Here is a 16,596-nt window from a genome sequence, read left to right as displayed (position 1 = left end):
ATCGCCGCAAGCCAGTAGCAGGGGATTACGAGTCATGCGCCTCAAGGGCATCCGCCGCAGCAGCAATATCGAAGACCGCCGCCGCTCCGGCGGTGGCGGCAAGGCGTCGCTTGGCGGTGTGGGGCTGCTGATCGTGCTGGCCATCGGCTATTTCGCCGGGGTCGATGTGACCCCGCTGCTCGAAAGCATGCCGGCGCAGCAGCAGGGCGATCCGCGCGCGCTGTCGGCGGAAGAGCAGCGTGCGGCGGAGTTCTCGGCCCAGGTGCTGGCGACCACCGAGGAGGTCTGGGGGCAGCTTTTCCCCGAGCAGCTCGGCCGGAGCTATGCCGCGCCGGTGCTGGTGCTGTTCTCGGGGCAGACCGAGTCGCCCTGCGGCGGCGCCAGCGGCGCCACCGGGCCGTTCTACTGCCCGGCCGACCGCAAGGCCTATCTGGACACCGAATTCTTTGCGACCTTGTCGCAGCAGCTCGGGGCCAAGGGGGATTTTGCCGCCGCCTATGTGATCGCGCATGAGGTGGCCCATCACGTGCAGAACGAGCTGGGCATTCTGGGGCAGGTGAACGAGGCGCGTCAGGCTGCCGGCGAGGCGCAGGGCAATGCGCTGACGGTGCGGCTCGAGCTGCAGGCCGACTGTCTGGCCGGGGTCTGGGCGACCCATGTGGACGGGCTTCTGGAGCCGGGCGATCTCGACGAGGCGCTGACTGCGGCGCGGATGATCGGGGACGATCATCTGCAGCGCCGGGCCGGCCGGGTGCCGCAGCCTCACACTTTCAGGCATGGCACCTCGGAACAGCGCGAGAGCTGGTTCGCGCGCGGTTACGAGAGCGGCGAGGTCGGGGTCTGCGACACGTTCTCGGCGCGGCAGCTCTGATCATGATCATCCATGCCCTTCCCGTCGCGGGCGGCATTCTCGCCCTTGCGCCGCTGCCGGGGCGCGAGGGCGATTTTGCGGCGGATATGGCGCATATCACCGAATGGCGCCCGGCGCTGGTGATCTCGCTGGTGACCGATGTCGAGCTGGCGGGCGCGGGGGCCGGCGGGATCGGTCGGCATGTGCTCGAGCATGGCGGCCGCTGGGAGCATCTGCCGATCCTCGATTTCGGCGCACCGGGGGCGGAGGTGCAGGGCCGCTGGCCGGAGGTCAGCGGTTTTGCGCGGCGGGCGCTGCTCGGGGGCGGGCGGGTGCTGGTGCATTGCCGGGGCGGCTGCGGTCGGTCTGGCATGATCGCGCTAAGGCTGATGATCGAATCCGGCGAGGCGCCGGACGAGGCGCTGGCGCGGCTGCGGTCGGTGCGCCCCTGCGCGGTGGAAACCCAGGGACAGATGGCCTGGGCGATGGCGGCCCGGCGCGAGGCCGCGGTTTTCCTGCGGCACGAGGAGTGAGGCGCCCTAAAAAATTCGTTCGAATTTTTTAGGGCCCAAGATTTTTCGGATGAAAAATCTTGGGCGCGAGGCGGCCCGTTTTGCAGCTCATGTGACGGAAAGAGGGGAAGCCGGGGGGCCGTGCGGCCTTGGGCCGCGGGCGGTCAGTGAGAGGCTGGACAACGACCCAAGCGGGGCTCGTTACGGCTGCTTCCTTCCGGACCTGACCGGGTTGGCGAGGCGCCTGCCCGCGCCAACCTCTCGACCGCTCATGTAAGACGGGCACCGGGGATTCGCAACCCCGGTGCCCGCATGCCGTATCAGAGCGCGATCCGGAACAGCGCAAAGCCCTCGGCGGTGTCGCCCGCGTCCTCGATCGCAAGCCCGGTCAGCGCGTCGAGATAGCCGCGCGCGGCGGGCCCCGTCTCGAACAGGACGGTGGTGCCGGGCATCGGGGCAAAGGTCCAGTTGCCGTCGGCGCTGGGATTGATCGTGCCCTGTTCGACGATATAGCGCACGATCACGTCGCGGTTGGTGTCCGGCCCCTCGAAGACGATCGTGTCGCCGGTACCCGGGAAATTGCCGCCGCCCGAGGCGCGGTAATTGTTCGTCGCGACGATGAACGCCATGTCGTCCGTCACCGGAGCGCCATTGTAGCTCAGATCCTTGATCCGCTGCGCCTCCGGTGCCGCCAGCTCGCCCTTTGAGGTGAATTTCGACGGTTCCGACAGGTCGATCCGATAGGTCACCCCGTCGATCACGTCGAAATTGTAGCTCGGGAAATCGGGGTTCAGCAGCACCGCGTCCTGTGCGCCCGGCGCGATCTGGTTGAACATGCCCGCCGAGCGCTCCAGCCAGTCGCGGAGCTGCGCGCCGGTCACCTTCACCGCGCGCACGGTGTTGGGATAAAGATAGAGATCGGCCACGTTCTTGATCGCCACATCGCCGGCGGGCACGTCGGTGTAATACTCGGGTCCGCCGCGGCCGCCGGCCTTGAAGGGCGCCGCCGCCGAGAGGATCGGCAGCCCCTCGTATGCGGTGCCCATCATCATCTGGCCGATATACCATTCCTGCGCCTGCGAGACGATCTGCACCGAGGGGTCGTCCGCCACCAGCGCGAAATAGGAATAGAGCGGTGCCGAGGTCTTGCCCACGGCACGGCGCACATAGGCCAGAGTCTCTTCATGCTGCTGCTTCACAGCTGCAAGCACGGCGGCGTCGTCTTCCACCAGCGCGGTGACCGAGCGGTCCTCGTTGCGCTTCGAGATCGGGCGCGCCTCCGAGGTGGTCGAGACCACGCGCCAGCCGTTGCCGTCGCGTTCCAGCAACAGGTCGATGAGCCCCATATGCGAGCCCCAGAACCCGCCCATCACCGCGGGTTTGCCGTGGATCGTGCCGGCGCCGACATCGACGCCCGCATAATCGGCGTAGGTGGGCGAGGGGAAGACCAGATGGCTGTGCCCGGTCATCACCGCGTCAATGCCCTCGATCCCGGCGAGCGGCACGCTGGCGTTTTCCATCCCGTCGGAGTGATCCGCCGAGCCGATGCCCGAGTGGCTGAGCGCGATGACGATGTCGGCGCCGTCCTCGACGATCTGCGGCACCCAGGCGCGGGCGGTCTCGACGATGTCGCGCGCCTGAACGTTGCCTTCGAGATGCTTGCGGTCCCAGTTCATCACCTGCGGCGGGGTGAAGCCGATCACGCCGATGCGGATCGGATGGCTGTTGCCGGCGCCGTCGGTCAGCGTGCGGTCGAGGATCACATAGGGTTTGAACAGCGTCTTGTCGGCGCGCGGATCGCCGCCCGCCTCGGTGGCGATATTGGCCAGCACGATGGGGAAGGCCGCGCCCGCGGTGGATTTCCGCAGGAATTCCAGCCCGTAGTTGAATTCATGGTTGCCGATGGTGCCGGCATCGAATCCCACGGTATTCATCGCGTCGATGACCGGGTGGGTGTCGCCGTCCTTCATGCCGCGCTCGTAGGCGATGTAATCGCCCATCGGATTGCCCTGCAGGAAATCGCCGTTGTCGAGCAGCATCGAATTCGTCGCCTCGGCGCGGATGCCCTTGATGATCGAGGCGGTACGCGACAGGCCCACGGTGTCCACGGGTTTGTCGGAATAGTAATCGTAGGGATAGACATGCACATGCAGGTCCGTCGTCTCCATGATCCGCAGATGGGCCTGGTTGGAGGCGGCATGGGCCGAATAGGGGTGCAGAGCGATCACGGCAGAGCCTGCTGCTGTGCCCGCCAGGAACGAACGGCGGGTGAGTTCGGACGGTCGGGATCGGGTCATGGGGCATTCCTTCGCTGGATCTTGATTCGCGGATACGCCAGTTTCCCAACAGTCAGGCGACAGATGGGAGGATTATTTGCGTCAATTCAACCTTGGGGAGAGTTTCCGTTGCGGGAAGGTTTGATCTGAAACCGAATTGCCACGCTGCCGGGGGCGTGGCATGGCAGGAGGGGCAGGTCTGAGGGAGTGCGTGCGATGCGACATGCGGAAGAGGTGACCTTTGGCGGATCGGGGCTGGACCGCGCGGCGGAGCTGCGCGGCGATATTCCGGCGCTGGCGGCGCTCATGCAGCAGGAAAGCAGCCGCACGGTTGTGCTGTGGCGGGGCAAGGTGCTGGTCGAGGAAGGGCTCTGCCGCCTGCCGCTCGATCACCCGGTGTTGACCGATGCGCGTGGCGCGCCGCTGTTTCTGGGCCGCGAAGAGGGCGGGGCGGTTTTCGCCCACGATCTCTCCGGCTGGGAGCCCGAGGGGGCCGCGTCGATCGAGGGCGGGTTCCTCGATGGCAGCGAGCAGCAGCACCCGGCCTGCGCCCCGGAGCAGCGCTTTGTCGAGCTGCGCACGCTGCTGAACCGGCTGTCGCCGCGCGATGCCGAGCTGGCCGCCACCGCGCGGGCGCTGTTCAACTGGCACGCCACGCACGGGTTCTGCGCCCGCTGCGGCGCGGCCAGCGATGTCTTTCTGGCGGGCTGGCAGCGGGTCTGCCCGGCCTGCGGGGCGCATCACTTCCCGCGCACCGATCCGGTGGTGATCATGCTGGTGACCCGTGGCAATGCCTGCCTTCTGGGCCGGTCGCATGGCTGGCCCGAGGGGATGTATTCCTGCCTTGCCGGGTTTGTCGAACCCGGCGAGACGCTGGAGGCGGCGGTGCGCCGTGAGGTGCAGGAGGAAGCCGGCGTGAAGATCGGGGCGGTTCGCTATCTGGCAAGCCAGCCCTGGCCGTTTCCCGCCTCGCTGATGATCGGCTGCCAGGGGATCGCCGAAAGCGCCGAGATCGAGATCGACCCGGTCGAAATCGAGGCGGCGCGCTGGGTGTCGCGGGAAGAGCTGGCCGATGCCTTCGGCGGCGGCAATCCCGGGCTGATGCCGGCGCGAAAAGGGTCGATCGCGCATTTTCTGCTGCGCAACTGGCTTGCGGACCGGCTGGATTGAAGCGACACTGCGCGCAACCACAACATCTAGAATGATGGAGCCGCGGGCAGATGGAGTTTTCGACCAAGGAAGATATCGAGGCGCCGCTTGACAGGGTGTTCGCCGAGGTCACGGATTTCGAACATCTCGAGCGGCAGGTGATGCGGCGGGGCATCGACGTGCGCCGTGTCTCGGGCGATCCCGCGACACCTTCCGAGGGCTTGAGCTGGAGCGCGGGGTTCCGGTTTCGCGGCAAGGGGCGCAAGGCCGAGATCGCGCTGTCGGAATACGACGCGCCGAACACGATCTGCTATCACACGGTGTCGGGCGGAATCGAGGCGATGACGCGGATCGACTTCGTGGCGCTGTCGCGCGCGCGGACGCGGGTGGGGATGCGGATCGAGCTTTTGCCCAAGACGCTGTCGGCGCGGTTGGCGGTGCAGTCGATGAAACTCGCCAAGGGCAATATGGAAAAGCGCTTTCGGGTGAAGATGGCGGAATATGCCAAGGATCTGGAAGACCGGCTGAAACGCGAGGGCTGACGCGGGCGGCGGCACCGCGCCGCGCCCGGATCAGGGCGCCGGGGCGTCGGGGGGCTCGCCCAGGCGGATCACCCTGCCGCCGGCGGCCTCCGCATCGGCGCGGTCGTGGGTGACCAGCAGCACCGGCAGACCCTGTGTCCGGGCGCGCTCGAAGACCAGCGCGCGGATCTGACCGCGCAGCTCGGCATCGAGCCGCGAGAAGGGCTCGTCGAGCAGCAGCGCGCGCGGCGCCGCCAGCAGCGTGCGCATGAGCGCCACCCGCGCCTTCTGTCCGCCCGACAGGGTCGCCGGGTCGCGCGGGGCAAAGCCCGCCAGACCGATCTCGTCCAGAGCCTCCGCGATCCGGGCCCGGCGCGCGGCGCGGCCCCGGACCGAGGGCGGCAGGCCGAAGGCCAGATTGCCGCCCACCGAGAGATGCGGGAACAGCAGCTCGTCCTGAAACAGAATGCCCGTGCGGCGCTGTTCGGGGGGCAGGGCGGTGATGTCGCGCCCGTCCAGCAGGATGCGGCCCATCAGGGTGAATTGCGGGGCCAGCGTGCCGGTGATCGCGGCGAGCAGCGTGGATTTCCCCGATCCGGAGGGGCCCATCACCGTCAGCACGCTGCCGGGCGCCACCGCCGCGTCGAGCGCGACCATGACGCGCCCGCCGAGCGCGATGCGCAGATCCTCCAGCACCAGCCCCTCAGCCATGGCGCAGCCCCCGCCGGTTGCGCCAGACCAGCGCCGGGATCAGCAGCGCCAGGGCGAAGGGCACGAAGGCGGCGGCGGTCTGCGCCAGCGCGGTGACCCCGATCACCCGCCGCGCGCCGCCCGAGGCCAGCGCCACCGCCTCGGTGGTCAGCGTCGGCACCCGGCCGGCGCCCAGCAGCAGCGTCGGCAGGAATTGCCCGACCGAGACGGCGGCCCCGACCGCCGCCGCCGTCAGCACCGGGCGCAGCAGCATCGGCAGCCGCACCTGCCAGAACACCCGCGCCGGCCCCGCGCCAAGCGCCCGGGCGACGGCACCGTGTCGCGCATCCCATCCGCGATAGGGATCGGAGAGCGACAGAAAGACATAGGGCAGCACAAAGATCACATGCCCGGCGATCACCGCGCCCCGGCTGCCGTCGATCCCGGTGACCAGCGCCAGCAGTTGCAGCCCCGGCAGAAAGGCGATCTGCGGCACGATGAGCGGCAGGTAGAGCAGCCACAGCGCCCGCGTCGTCGGGCGCAGGCCAAAGCGGTCCTCGGCCTCGAGACAGGCGAGCACCAGCGCCAGCGCCACGCCCACCGCTACCAGCGCGATCAGCGCCGTGTCGGCGGCGGGGGCCAGCAGCATCGGACCCTGCCGCATCCAGCTTTTCAGCGTCAGCGTGTCGGGCAGCAGTGCGGGAAAGCCCCAGAAGCCCGCCACCGACCAAACCGCCAGCGCGGCAAGTCCGAGAAACACCGCCGCTGCGGACACCGCGCCCAATGCCAGCGCCGCGCCGCGCAGCAGCCCGTCGCGCGTGCCGCGCCCGCCCGCCGCGATCCAGCGCCGCCCGAGCCGCGCCACGGCATATTCGCCAAGCCGCCAGAGCCCCAGCGCCGCAACGGTCAGCGCCAGTTGCAGCACCGCGCCCGCCGCCGCCCGCAGCCGCAGCGCCAGATCGGGGTCGTTCATCCAGCGCAGGATCTGCACCGACAGCGTCGGCGGAGTGCTGGGGCCGAGGATCATCGCCACATCCACCACGCTCATGGAAAAGGCCAGTACGGCATAGACCGGCAGCCGGATCTGCGGGTAGAGCCGCGGGAACACGGTTTTCAGCCAGCCGGTGCTGCGCCCGTAGCCCAGGCTGCGCGCGGTGGCGAGGCTTTGCGCGGGCCGCAGCGCGGGCAGCGCGGCAAGCGTCATCAGCAGCAGGAACGGCACTTCCTTGATCACCAGACCGGCGATCAGCGACAGGCCCAGGGGATCTTGCAGGATCAGCAGGTCGGGCGGGCGCTCCCATCCGGTGGCGGGTGCCAGGGCCCGCGCGATCCAGCCCGAAGGTGCGATGAGGAAGGCGAAGCCGAAGGCCGCCGCGGCATGCGGCACCGAAAGCAAGGGCGAGAGCGCCCGTTCGAGCCAGCGAAAGGCGCGGGTGCCCTGCCAGCCGGCGCAGATCAGCAGCGCGATCGCCAGCGCCAGCGCCGTGGCGGCAAACCCGGTGCCGAGGCTCAGCGCCATCGCGCGCGGCAGGCCGGGCCAGGCCACAAGCTCGTGAAACGGCATGAACCCGGGCTCGACCCGGCCCAGGGCCGGCATCACGCCGAAGGCCGGCAGAAGCGTCCCCGCGAGCCCCGCCGCCACCGGGCCGAGCATCACCAGCAGGGTCAGCGCCGGGGCGAGGCGCAGCGCCGGCACGTTACTCCGCCACGCCGTAGCGCGCGGCCCAATCCTCTTCGAGCCGGACCATCCAGGAGGGGTGCGGCTCGGGCCGCGGCGCCCCCAGCGCGTCGGGCGGCAGCGTGGCGGGGCCGAAGGTGAGGCGCTCGAACCGGGCCCGGTCCTCGGCGCCGAGCCGCGTCAGGTCGAGCACCGTGCCAAGCCCCCAGATCTCGGGATCGGCCATGCGCGCCTGCGCTTCCGGCGAGAGCAGGATATTCGCCACCACCATCGCGCCGGCCTTGGCGCTGGCATTGTAGGGGATGGCGACAAAGCTCGCATTGCCGAGCGTGCCACCCGTGTGCAGATGGCTGCGCACCGTGTCGGGAAGCTGGCCGTTGGCGATGGCGTTGGAGGCGGCGTTGGGGTTGAACTCGAACCCGATGTCGATCTCGTTATCCGCCATGAGCTGGATCAGCCGCGCGCCGTTCTGCGGATAGGCCCGGCCCTGACGCCAGAGCAGCGGCGTCAGCGCGTCCATGAAGGCCCAGAGCGGCGCGGTGACAGCCGCGTAATCGGCCTGATCCACCGGCAGCGACAGCGCGTCGCGGTCCGGCGTCAGCTCGATCAGCGCCTGTTTGAGAAAGCTGGAACCCAGGAAATCCGGCGGCTGCGGAAAGGCGATGCGGCCGGGATTCTCGCCGGCCCAGTCGAGCAGGGCGGTCATGCTGCGCGGCGGCTCGGGCAGGCGGGCGCTGTCGTGGAAGAACACGAGCTGCGCCATGCCCCAGGGGCTTTCCATGCCGTCGGTGGACACGGTGAAATCGGCGCCAAGGGCGCTGTTTTGCGGGTCGGTCAGGGCCCGGTTGGGCAGGGCCTCGGCCCAGGGACCGAAGAGCAGGCCCTGCGCCTTCATCGCGGCGAAGTTCTCGCCATTGATCCAGATGAGGTCGATGCCGCCGCCCGCGTCCTGCCCGGCGGTCTTCTCGGCCAGAACGCGGCTCACCGCCTCGGCGGTGTCGGTCAGCTTCACATGTTCCAGCGTGACGCCTTGGTCCTCTGCCCGGTCGCCGATCCAGGCGATGAACCCGTTCACCACATCAGACCCGCCCCAGGCGTTCCAGTAGACGGTCTGGCCCCGGGCCTCCTCGGTGACGGCGGCCCAGTCGGCGGGATCGGGCTCGGCCCCGGCGGGCATTGCGAGGGCAAGCGAAAGACCGGCGGCGGCGAGTGCGGATTTCATCTTGAGACCTCCCCTGATCCGGCCTTTTGCCGGCAATCCGGGCGCTTATGGCAAGCGCGTGCGCGTCCGGTCAAATGACATTCCGGTGGGGAAGGTTTCAAGCCCCGACATGCCGCGCGGCCTTTGCGGGGCGGGAGGATCGGCGCGTGCGGAGGGCTGCCGCGCTTGAGATTCGCGCTGCGGGGCCCTAGCTCTGGACGGATCAGAGGCAGGGAGGCCGCCATGTGGGAAGACCGCTACAATACCGAGGATTACGTGTTCGGACGCGAGCCGGCGGCGTTCCTGCTGCGACACGAGGACCGGCTGCCGCGCGACGGGCTGAAGCTGGCGCTGTCGGTGGCCGATGGCGAGGGGCGCAATTCGGTGTTTCTGGCAGAAAAGGGCCTGCGGGTCACCGCCTGGGACGGCGCGCCCTCGGCGGTCGCCAAGGCGCGGGCGCTGGCGCATGAGCGCGGGGTCGCGGTGGCCTATGAGGTGGCCGATATCGAGGACTGGGCCTGGCCCGAGGCAAAGTTCGATCTGGTGCTGGGCGTCTTCATCCAGTTCGTCGGCCCCGAGGCACGGGCACGGCTGTTCGAGCGGATGAAGCGGGCATTGAGGCCCGGCGGGGTGCTGATGCTGCACGGCTACACGCCGAAGCAGCTCGAATATGGCACCGGCGGGCCGCGCGCCGTGGAAAACCTCTATACGCCCGAGCTGTTGCGCGCGGCCTTCGGCGATCTGGAGATCCGCGAGCTGGAGGCCTATGAGGCGGATCTCGACGAGGGCGGCGGCCATGTGGGCCGCTCGGCGCTGATCGACCTCGTGGCGGTGAAGCCTTTGCCCTGACGCGCGGATTCGGGCGGCAAGACCCTTCGAAGAGTCTTGCAAATTCCTTTGAAGGAATTTGGTCAGGCGCGCGGGGCGAGGGCTGCGCGCAGATCGACGGGCAGCTCTGCCGGTGCGAGCGAGGCCAGAACCTCCGCCGCGCCGAAATCCTCGTCCTCGGTATAGACCGAGGGCGTGACGATCACCCGCAGCCCCGCCGCCTGCGCCGAGAGCACACCGTTGCGGCTGTCCTCCAGCGCCAGGGCCAGCGCGGCGGGCAGGCCCAGCCGCTTCAGCGCAAGGTCGTAGACATCCGGCGCGGGTTTCTTCGCGGCCACCTCGTCGCCCGCGGCGATCACATCGAAGACCGCTTCGCCGGGCCGGCCCCAGCAGCAGCGGCACAGCGCCTCGACATTCGGGCGGCTCGTGGTGGTGGCCACCGCCAGCCGCAGCCCCGTATTCCGCGCCGCCGCGACCAGATCGCCCACGCCGGGGCGCAGCGCCAGCCCGCCGCTCTCGAGGATCTCCACATAGCGCGTGGTCTTGGCGGCGTGCAGAGCGGCAATATCGAGCCCGTCCTCCGATGCGCCGCGTTCCGCGAGATAGGCGCGGATGCGCTCCTTGCCGCCGGTGGTCTTCAGCAGGCGCCGGTAATCGTCCCGCGTCCAGTGCCAGCCGAGCCCCCGGGCGGAGAACGTCTCGTTGAAGGCCAAGCGATGCGCCTCTTCGGTCTCGGCCAGCGTGCCGTCCACATCGAAGATGAGCGCCCGCAGCGTCATGCGCGGATCTCGGAGAAATGGCGTGCCACCAGATCCGGCAGCGCGTCGAAATGATCGAAGGCGTAGCTGTGATACATCTCCGAGACGGGGGTCTTGCGATAGCCTTCGGTGTAAAGCGCGAAGGGCACACCCGCGCGTTCGGCGGTCTCCGCGTCCACTTCGCTGTCGCCGACGTAAAGCGCGCTGTCCGCGCCAAGGTCGCGCATCACATGCAGCAGCGGCGCGGGGTCGGGTTTGCGCTGGGGCAGGGTGTCGGCGCTGGCGACCTTGCTCAGAAACCGGTCGAACCCGAAATGGCGCAGGGCGATCCGGGTCGGTTCCTCCGGCTTGTTGGTGCAGAGCCCCATGGAACAGGACATCGCCTCGAGCCGGGCCAGCGCGTCCATGACGCCGGGATAGACAAGGGTGTGGGCGGGCTCGCCTTCGTAATGGGTCATGAACTTGGCCAGCAGCCGGGCGTGTTCGGCGGGATCGTCGCCCAGCCCGACTGTATCCATGACGCGGCTGATCAGCACCCCGGCGCCCTTGCCGATAAAGCTGCGCGCCTGCGCGAAGGTGATCTCGGGCAGACCTTCGTCCCGCAGCACCAGATTGGCGGCGAGATGCAGATCGGGGGCGCTGTCGATCAGCGTGCCGTCGAGGTCGAAGACGATGGCTTTCATGGCAGGGATCCTTCGGGACGGGGCCGCGCCCGGGCGGCGGAGGGGACGTCGCTGGCATCGGGGGGCCGGTGCGTATTTGGAAAGAGAAGAAGCGCAGGGGACGGTGCGTCTCAGGCGGCCTTCCATTTGATCGAGCAGCCCATGGAGGGGATCTGCTCTTGCGGTCCGTGACCGGTTTCGGCCACGAGCCGCATCGCCTCGTAAAGCTCGCGCCGGAGATCCGGAGGACCGGCCTCTTTGCGCGAGGCGTCGAGTCTGCCGCGATATTGCAGCCCGCCCCCGGCATCGAAGCCGAAGAAATCGGGGGTGCAGGCGGCGCCATAGGCGCGGGCCACGCCCTGGGCCTCGTCGTAGAGATAGGGGAAGGGGAAGCCCCGCGCGACCGCCAGGGCCTTCATGTTCTCGAAACTGTCCTGCGGGTAGGCTTCGGCATCGTTTGAGGAGATCGCCGCCACGCCGATGCCCAGCCGCTGCAGATCCCGCGCGTCGCGCAGGATGCGGTCGAGCACGGCCAGGACATAGGGGCAGTGGTTGCAGATGAACATGACCAGCGTGCCGCGGGGGCCGGCGATGTCCTTGTAGCCATAGGCGCGGCCGTCGGTGCCGGGCAGGAAAAAGCCCGGCGCCTGCCAGCCGAAATTGCAGATCGGCGGGATGACGGCCATGCGATCAGGCTGCCTTGCGGGCGCCTTCGGCGGCGTCACGAATGGCGCGGATATTGGCGCCGTAGACCTCGGGGTTGGAGACCGAGCCGCCCTTGAACACCGCCGAGCCCGCCACCAGCACATCGGCGCCTGCCGCGACCACCAGAGGCGCGGTCTCGGGGGTCACGCCGCCGTCGATCTGGATGTGGATCGGGCGGTCGCCGATCATCTGGCGGATCTTGCGGGTTTTCTCGACACCGGAATGGATGAATTTCTGCCCGCCGAAGCCGGGGTTCACCGTCATGATCAGCACCATGTCGCAGAGATCGAGCACATCGGCCACCGCCTCGGCAGGGGTGCCGGGGTTCAGCACCACGCCGGATTTCACCCCCTGCGCGCGGATCGCCTGAAGCGTGCGGTGGATATGCGGGCCGGCCTCCACATGGGCGGTGATCATGTCGGCGCCCGCCTCGGCATAGGCCTTGATATAGGGATCGACCGGCGCGATCATCAGATGCACGTCCATGAAGGTCTTTACATGCGGGCGGAACGCCTTCACCGCGGGCGGGCCGAAGGTGAGGTTCGGGACGAAATGCCCGTCCATCACATCCACATGCACCCAGTCGGCGCCCTGCGCCTCGATGGCCTGGATCTCGGCGCCGAAATTGGCGAAATCGGCCGAGAGGATCGACGGGGCGATCTTGATGGAACGGTCAAAGCTCATGCGCGTGTCTCCTCATGCGCGCGGTCCACGTCCAGCCCGCCCTGAAAGACCCGGCTGGGGCGGATATCCGCCTCTGTAATCGTGCTCAGCGCGGTTGCGTCGAGCGGGCCGGTCGAGGTCTCGAACAGCCGGTTGGCCTGCCGCAGCCGCGCCCGGTCGAGTGCGTTGCGGATGGAGCGCGCATTGGCGAAATGCGGCTGCGCGCGCCGCTTGCCGATATACTCCTCCATCGCACGCTTGCCACCCGCGTCAAAGACGTAATTCTGCTCTGCGAGCATGGTTTCGGCGATCCGTTCCAGCTCGGCATCGGTGTAGTCGGGAAATTCGATGTGATGCGCGATGCGTGATCGGAAGCCGGGATTGGCGGTAAAGAACTTGTCCATGCGGTCGGCATAGCCGGCCATGATCACCACAAGGTCGTCGCGGTTGTTCTCCATCACTTGGAGGAGAATCTCGATGGCCTCCTGACCGTAGTCACGCTCGTTGTCGGGCTTGTAGAGATAATAGGCCTCGTCGATGAAGAGCACGCCGCCCATGGCCTTCTTCAGCACTTCCTTGGTCTTGGGCGCGGTGTGGCCGATATACTGGCCGACCAGATCGTCGCGGGTCACCGTCACCAGATGGCCCTTTCGGCAATAGCCCAGCCGGTAGAGCAGCCCGGCCATCTTCAGCGCCACGGTGGTCTTGCCGGTGCCGGGATTGCCGGTGAAGCTCATGTGCAGCGAGGGCGCCGCCTGGCTCAGCCCCATGTCGCGCCGCGCCCGGTCCACCAGCAGCAGCGCCGCCGTCTCGCGGATCCGCTGCTTGACCGGTCTCAGCCCGATCAGCTCCTCGTCGAGCTCGCGCAGTACCTCGGCCACGCCCGAGGCCTCGTATTCGGCGGCGAGGTCCACGGTTTTGGGAATCGTCGTCTCGGTCTCGGCGTTCATCGGGTCAGCCTTTCATCTTTCTGAAAATACGCCAAAATCCGCGAGGGGCAGCGCCCCTCGCGGCAAGGCCCGTCAATAGCGCGCGTCCCAGGCGTATTTCTGGGACCGGCCCTCGAAATCGGTCCGCTGCATGTGCAGCTTGGGCTCTTCCGGCGGGCGGTTGACGATGAAGGACATCATCACCGTTTCGAAACCGCGTGTGCTGTCGAAGGCCTGCAGGCGGATATAGCTGTCGGGATGCGCCTTGCGGCACTCGTCGAGCTCCATCATCACCCCCTTGGCATCGCGCAGGTCGAACATCGGGTGGCCCCACATTTCCCAATAGGTGTTCCGCGGGTGGGGATCGTAGACATATTCGACGCTCACCGCCCAGTCGCGGCTGAGCATGTATTCCACCTGCGCGGTGATCTGGGTGTCGTCGAGGTCGGGCAGGAAGGAAAAGCACCCCTGAGTGATACGCATATCTTGTCTCCTTGAGCTGGTCTGTGGCGCGTCCGGTGCGGCCGGGAGCGCAAATTCCTTCCAAGGAATTTGCAAATCTCTTCGAAGAGATTTGTCCCGGCCGCCCCCTTGGCGTTACATGGCGGGCGTTTCGGTGGGCACGAAGTCCGAGGTGTCGGTCGATGTGTAGTTGAAGGTGATATTGCCCCAGGTATCGAGCGCGGCTTCCAGCGGCTTGCACCACTTGGCGGCTTCGCGCAGGATCTCGGGCCCTTCATTGGCGATGTCGCGCCCCTCGTTGCGCGCCAGCACCATGGCCTCCAGCGCCACGCGGTTCGCCGTGGCGCCCGCCTGGATGCCCATCGGGTGGCCGATGGTGCCGCCGCCGAACTGCAACACCACATCGTCGCCGAAGAGCCCGATGAGCTGGTGCATCTGGCCGGCATGAATGCCGCCCGACGCCACCGGCATCACCTTCTTGATGTCGGCCCAGTCCTGCTCGAAGAAGATGCCGCGCGGCAGATCCACTTCGTTATGCGTCTCGCGGCAGACGTTGTAATAGCCCTGCACAGTCAGCGGATCGCCCTCGAGCTTGCCGACGGCGGTGCCGCAATGCAGGTGATCGACACCCGCCAGCCGCAGCCATTTGGCGATCACCCGGAAGCTGATGCCGTGGTTCTTCTGGCGGGTATAGGTGCCATGGCCCGCGCGGTGCATGTGCAGGATCATGTCGTTCTCGCGGCACCATCTGGAGATCGACTGGATCGCCGTCCAGCCGATGATCAGATCGACCATGACGATGACCGAGCCGAGCTGCTTGGCGAATTCCGCCCGCGCATACATCTCCTCCATCGTGCCGGCGGTGATGTTGAGGTAGTGGCCCTTGACCTCGCCGGTCTCGGCGCTGGCCTTGTTGACGGCCTCCATGCAGTAGAGGAAGCGGTCGCGCCAGTGCATGAAAGGCTGCGAGTTGATGTTCTCGTCATCCTTCATGAAGTCGAGCCCGCCCTTGAGCCCCTCATAGACCACCCGGCCATAGTTCTTGCCCGAGAGCCCCAGCTTGGGCTTGGTGGTGGCGCCCAGCAGCGGCTTGCCGAACTTGTCGAGACGCTCGCGTTCGACCACCAGCCCGGTCGGCGGGCCTGCAAAGGTTTTGCAATAGGCGACGGGGAACCGCATGTCCTCGAGCCGCGCGGCCTTGAGCGGCTTGAACGAAAAGACGTTGCCGATGATCGAGGCGGTGAGGTTGGCGATGGAGCCCTCTTCGAAGAGGATCAGGTCATAGGCCACATAGGCGAAATACTGGCCGGGATTGTTCGGCACCTCTTCGACGCGATAGGCCTTGGCGCGGTACTGGTCGGCGGCGGTCAGCCGGTCGGTCCAGACCACGGTCCAGGTGGCGGTGGAGCTTTCCCCCGCGACGGCGGCGGCGGCCTCGATCGGGTCCACGCCCTCTTGCGGGGTGATCCGGAACAGCGCCAGAATGTCGGTGTCCTTGGGCTGATAGTCACCGTCCCAATACCCCATCTGCGCGTATTTCAGAACGCCCGCCTTGTAGCGTTCCTTGCCCTTCAACTCCTTGGGATTGCTCATCTCGTTCATGGTCCTTCCTCCTCCGAAGGGTTACGCGGCGCGTTGCGCGGCGATCTGGGGGTTGAGCGCGCCGCTGGCATAGCGGCTCGCCATGTCGTCGAGCGAGATCGGCTTGATCTTCGCGGCCTGGCCGGCGGTGCCGAAGCGTTCGAACCGGTCGGTGCAGAGCTTGGTCAGTTCCTCCATCGCGGGGATGTTGAACTTGCGCGGATCGAATTCCTCGGGCTTTTCCTGCGCGACCTTGCGGAACTGGCCGGTCATCGCCATGCGGCAGTCGGTGTCGATATTCACCTTGCGCACGCCCATGCGGATGCCCTTTTCGATCTCCTCGACCGGCACGCCGTAGGTCTGCGGCATGTGCCCGCCGAATGCGTTGATGAGATCCTGAAGATACTGCGGCACCGAAGAGGAGCCGTGCATCACCAGATGCGTGTTCGGCAGCTTCTCGTGGATGCCCTGGATGGTCTTCATCGACAGGATGTCGCCATCGGGCTTGCGGGTGAACTTGTAGGCGCCGTGCGAGGTGCCGCAGGCAATGGCCAGCGCATCGCATTTGGTGGCCATGACGAACTCCACCGCCTGATCGGGATCGGTCAGAAGCTGGTCGTGGCTGAGTTTGCCCTCGGCGCCCGAGCCGTCCTCTGCCGCCGCCTCGCCGGTCTCCAGCGAGCCCAGAACCCCCAGCTCGCCCTCGACCGAGGCGCCGACCGCATGGGCGGCCTCGGTCACGCGGCGGGTGATCTGCACATTGTACTCGTAGGAGGCCGGGGTCTTCATATCCTCCTCGAGCGAACCGTCCATCATCACGCTGGTGAAGCCGTGGCGGATCGCCGAGAGGCAGGTGGCGTCGTTGTTGCCGTGGTCCTGATGCATCACGACGTGGTTGTCGGGATACATCTCGCAGAGCGCCTCGACCATGTGGCGCAGCATGACGTCGCCGGCGTATTTCCGCGCCCCGCGCGAGGCTTGCAGGATCACCGGCGCGCCGGTGGCCTTGGCCGCCTCCATGATGGCAAGGCCCTGTTCCATGTTGTTGATGTTGAAGGCCGGCACGCCGTAGCTGTTCTCGGCGGCGTGATCCAGCAATTGTCTGAGCGTTATCAGTGCCATTCTCGGTCC

Annotated in this window: 17 protein-coding genes and 1 other RNA gene; 5 read left to right on the top strand and 13 right to left on the bottom strand. The window is 67.6% G+C overall.

Annotated elements, in window-relative coordinates; translation table 11 throughout:
- Positions 1-34 precede the first annotated feature (34 nt).
- On the top strand, positions 35-871 hold the full coding sequence (gene ypfJ / locus M4578_RS02840; protein WP_258091914.1) for a KPN_02809 family neutral zinc metallopeptidase: 837 nt from the start codon (positions 35-37) through the stop codon (positions 869-871).
- Positions 872-873: 2 nt separating this feature from the next.
- The gene (locus M4578_RS02835) at positions 874-1,383 is read left to right on the top strand and encodes a protein-tyrosine phosphatase family protein (protein ID WP_258091913.1); all 510 of its coding nucleotides are present in this window, start codon (positions 874-876) and stop codon (positions 1,381-1,383) included.
- A gap of 145 nt (positions 1,384-1,528) precedes the next feature.
- Here M4578_RS02835 and ffs read toward each other — a convergent pair.
- Both ffs and M4578_RS02825 read right to left on the bottom strand, forming a co-directional pair.
- Positions 1,529-1,625, bottom strand: an RNA gene (ffs, locus tag M4578_RS02830) — signal recognition particle sRNA small type.
- A gap of 57 nt (positions 1,626-1,682) precedes the next feature.
- A complete protein-coding gene (locus M4578_RS02825) occupies positions 1,683-3,659 on the bottom strand; it encodes a bifunctional 2',3'-cyclic-nucleotide 2'-phosphodiesterase/3'-nucleotidase (protein ID WP_258091912.1) in 1,977 nt (658 codons plus the stop codon).
- Positions 3,660-3,854: 195 nt separating this feature from the next.
- Here M4578_RS02825 and nudC point away from each other — a divergent pair, with 195 nt between their 5' ends.
- Together nudC and M4578_RS02815 are read left to right on the top strand one after the other, a co-directional pair.
- Complete coding sequence (gene nudC, locus M4578_RS02820) at positions 3,855-4,808, top strand: NAD(+) diphosphatase (RefSeq protein WP_258091911.1); 954 nt, start codon at positions 3,855-3,857, stop codon at positions 4,806-4,808.
- 50 nt (positions 4,809-4,858) lie between these two features.
- Positions 4,859-5,329: an SRPBCC family protein gene (locus M4578_RS02815; RefSeq protein ID WP_258091910.1), complete on the top strand. Its 471-nt coding sequence runs from the start codon at positions 4,859-4,861 to the stop codon at positions 5,327-5,329.
- Positions 5,330-5,359: 30 nt separating this feature from the next.
- On the opposite strand, the gene M4578_RS02810 is transcribed toward M4578_RS02815, so the two are convergent.
- The 3 genes from M4578_RS02810 to M4578_RS02800 are packed head-to-tail and all read right to left on the bottom strand — an operon-like array spanning position 5,360 to position 8,898.
- Positions 5,360-6,019 carry an ATP-binding cassette domain-containing protein gene (locus M4578_RS02810; RefSeq protein WP_258091909.1) on the bottom strand — a complete coding sequence of 220 codons (660 nt, stop codon included), beginning with the start codon at positions 6,017-6,019 and terminating at the stop codon, positions 5,360-5,362.
- Entirely contained in the window at positions 6,012-7,652 is a 1,641-nt protein-coding gene (locus M4578_RS02805; protein ID WP_258091973.1) for an ABC transporter permease, read from the bottom strand. The genes M4578_RS02810 and M4578_RS02805 overlap by 8 nt, the downstream gene beginning before the upstream one ends.
- 43 nt (positions 7,653-7,695) lie before the next feature.
- On the bottom strand, positions 7,696-8,898 hold the full coding sequence (locus M4578_RS02800) for an ABC transporter substrate-binding protein (RefSeq protein ID WP_258091908.1): 1,203 nt from the start codon (positions 8,896-8,898) through the stop codon (positions 7,696-7,698).
- 222 nt (positions 8,899-9,120) lie between these two features.
- Between M4578_RS02800 and M4578_RS02795 the strand changes: the two genes are divergently transcribed.
- The gene (locus tag M4578_RS02795; protein ID WP_258091907.1) at positions 9,121-9,726 is read left to right on the top strand and encodes an SAM-dependent methyltransferase; all 606 of its coding nucleotides are present in this window, start codon (positions 9,121-9,123) and stop codon (positions 9,724-9,726) included.
- A 62-nt stretch (positions 9,727-9,788) separates the two neighbouring features.
- On the opposite strand, the gene M4578_RS02790 is transcribed toward M4578_RS02795, so the two are convergent.
- The 8 genes from M4578_RS02790 to fba form a co-directional block, all read right to left on the bottom strand.
- Positions 9,789-10,484 (bottom strand): HAD-IA family hydrolase, encoded by a 696-nt coding sequence (locus M4578_RS02790; protein WP_258091906.1) that lies wholly within the window; start codon positions 10,482-10,484, stop codon positions 9,789-9,791.
- Complete coding sequence (gene gph, locus M4578_RS02785; RefSeq protein WP_258091905.1) at positions 10,481-11,146, bottom strand: phosphoglycolate phosphatase; 666 nt, start codon at positions 11,144-11,146, stop codon at positions 10,481-10,483. Before gph ends, M4578_RS02790 begins: the two co-directional genes overlap by 4 nt.
- A gap of 110 nt (positions 11,147-11,256) precedes the next feature.
- Complete coding sequence (locus M4578_RS02780) at positions 11,257-11,811, bottom strand: thioredoxin family protein (protein ID WP_258091904.1); 555 nt, start codon at positions 11,809-11,811, stop codon at positions 11,257-11,259.
- A 4-nt stretch (positions 11,812-11,815) separates the two neighbouring features.
- A complete protein-coding gene (rpe, locus tag M4578_RS02775; RefSeq protein WP_258091903.1) occupies positions 11,816-12,514 on the bottom strand; it encodes a ribulose-phosphate 3-epimerase in 699 nt (232 codons plus the stop codon).
- A complete protein-coding gene (gene cbbX, locus M4578_RS02770) occupies positions 12,511-13,443 on the bottom strand; it encodes a CbbX protein (RefSeq protein WP_258091902.1) in 933 nt (310 codons plus the stop codon). The genes rpe and cbbX overlap by 4 nt, the downstream gene beginning before the upstream one ends.
- A 72-nt stretch (positions 13,444-13,515) precedes the next feature.
- The gene (locus tag M4578_RS02765) at positions 13,516-13,905 is read right to left on the bottom strand and encodes a ribulose bisphosphate carboxylase small subunit (protein ID WP_258091901.1); all 390 of its coding nucleotides are present in this window, start codon (positions 13,903-13,905) and stop codon (positions 13,516-13,518) included.
- Between the two features lie 114 nt (positions 13,906-14,019).
- Entirely contained in the window at positions 14,020-15,477 is a 1,458-nt protein-coding gene (locus tag M4578_RS02760; protein ID WP_420854792.1) for a form I ribulose bisphosphate carboxylase large subunit, read from the bottom strand.
- A 30-nt stretch (positions 15,478-15,507) separates the two neighbouring features.
- Positions 15,508-16,587 carry a class II fructose-bisphosphate aldolase gene (fba, locus tag M4578_RS02755; protein WP_258091899.1) on the bottom strand — a complete coding sequence of 360 codons (1,080 nt, stop codon included), beginning with the start codon at positions 16,585-16,587 and terminating at the stop codon, positions 15,508-15,510.
- Positions 16,588-16,596: the final 9 nt, after the last annotated feature.

The organism is Salipiger pentaromativorans (assembly GCF_024721115.1).
In the GTDB taxonomy this organism is placed as follows: domain Bacteria; phylum Pseudomonadota; class Alphaproteobacteria; order Rhodobacterales; family Rhodobacteraceae; genus Salipiger; species Salipiger pentaromativorans.
This window is presented reverse-complemented; position numbering and strand designations above follow the sequence as displayed.

Bases quoted from the DNA above. Each gene is read 5' to 3' on its own strand.
- M4578_RS02795 (WP_258091907.1), top strand. From the start codon at position 9,121: ATGTGGGAAGACCGCTACAATACCGAGGATTACGTGTTCGGACGCGAG.
- M4578_RS02800 (WP_258091908.1), bottom strand. From the start codon at position 8,898: ATGAAATCCGCACTCGCCGCCGCCGGTCTTTCGCTTGCCCTCGCAATG.
- M4578_RS02825 (WP_258091912.1), bottom strand. From the start codon at position 3,659: ATGACCCGATCCCGACCGTCCGAACTCACCCGCCGTTCGTTCCTGGCG.
- gph (WP_258091905.1), bottom strand. From the start codon at position 11,146: ATGAAAGCCATCGTCTTCGACCTCGACGGCACGCTGATCGACAGCGCC.
- M4578_RS02765 (WP_258091901.1), bottom strand. From the start codon at position 13,905: ATGCGTATCACTCAGGGGTGCTTTTCCTTCCTGCCCGACCTCGACGAC.
- M4578_RS02815 (WP_258091910.1), top strand. From the start codon at position 4,859: ATGGAGTTTTCGACCAAGGAAGATATCGAGGCGCCGCTTGACAGGGTG.
- M4578_RS02790 (WP_258091906.1), bottom strand. From the start codon at position 10,484: ATGACGCTGCGGGCGCTCATCTTCGATGTGGACGGCACGCTGGCCGAG.
- M4578_RS02835 (WP_258091913.1), top strand. From the start codon at position 874: ATGATCATCCATGCCCTTCCCGTCGCGGGCGGCATTCTCGCCCTTGCG.
- fba (WP_258091899.1), bottom strand. From the start codon at position 16,587: ATGGCACTGATAACGCTCAGACAATTGCTGGATCACGCCGCCGAGAAC.
- M4578_RS02760 (WP_420854792.1), bottom strand. From the start codon at position 15,477: ATGAGCAATCCCAAGGAGTTGAAGGGCAAGGAACGCTACAAGGCGGGC.
- ypfJ (WP_258091914.1), top strand. From the start codon at position 35: ATGCGCCTCAAGGGCATCCGCCGCAGCAGCAATATCGAAGACCGCCGC.
- M4578_RS02780 (WP_258091904.1), bottom strand. From the start codon at position 11,811: ATGGCCGTCATCCCGCCGATCTGCAATTTCGGCTGGCAGGCGCCGGGC.
- nudC (WP_258091911.1), top strand. From the start codon at position 3,855: ATGCGACATGCGGAAGAGGTGACCTTTGGCGGATCGGGGCTGGACCGC.
- rpe (WP_258091903.1), bottom strand. From the start codon at position 12,514: ATGAGCTTTGACCGTTCCATCAAGATCGCCCCGTCGATCCTCTCGGCC.
- cbbX (WP_258091902.1), bottom strand. From the start codon at position 13,443: ATGAACGCCGAGACCGAGACGACGATTCCCAAAACCGTGGACCTCGCC.
- M4578_RS02805 (WP_258091973.1), bottom strand. From the start codon at position 7,652: ATGCTCGGCCCGGTGGCGGCGGGGCTCGCGGGGACGCTTCTGCCGGCC.
- M4578_RS02810 (WP_258091909.1), bottom strand. From the start codon at position 6,019: ATGGCTGAGGGGCTGGTGCTGGAGGATCTGCGCATCGCGCTCGGCGGG.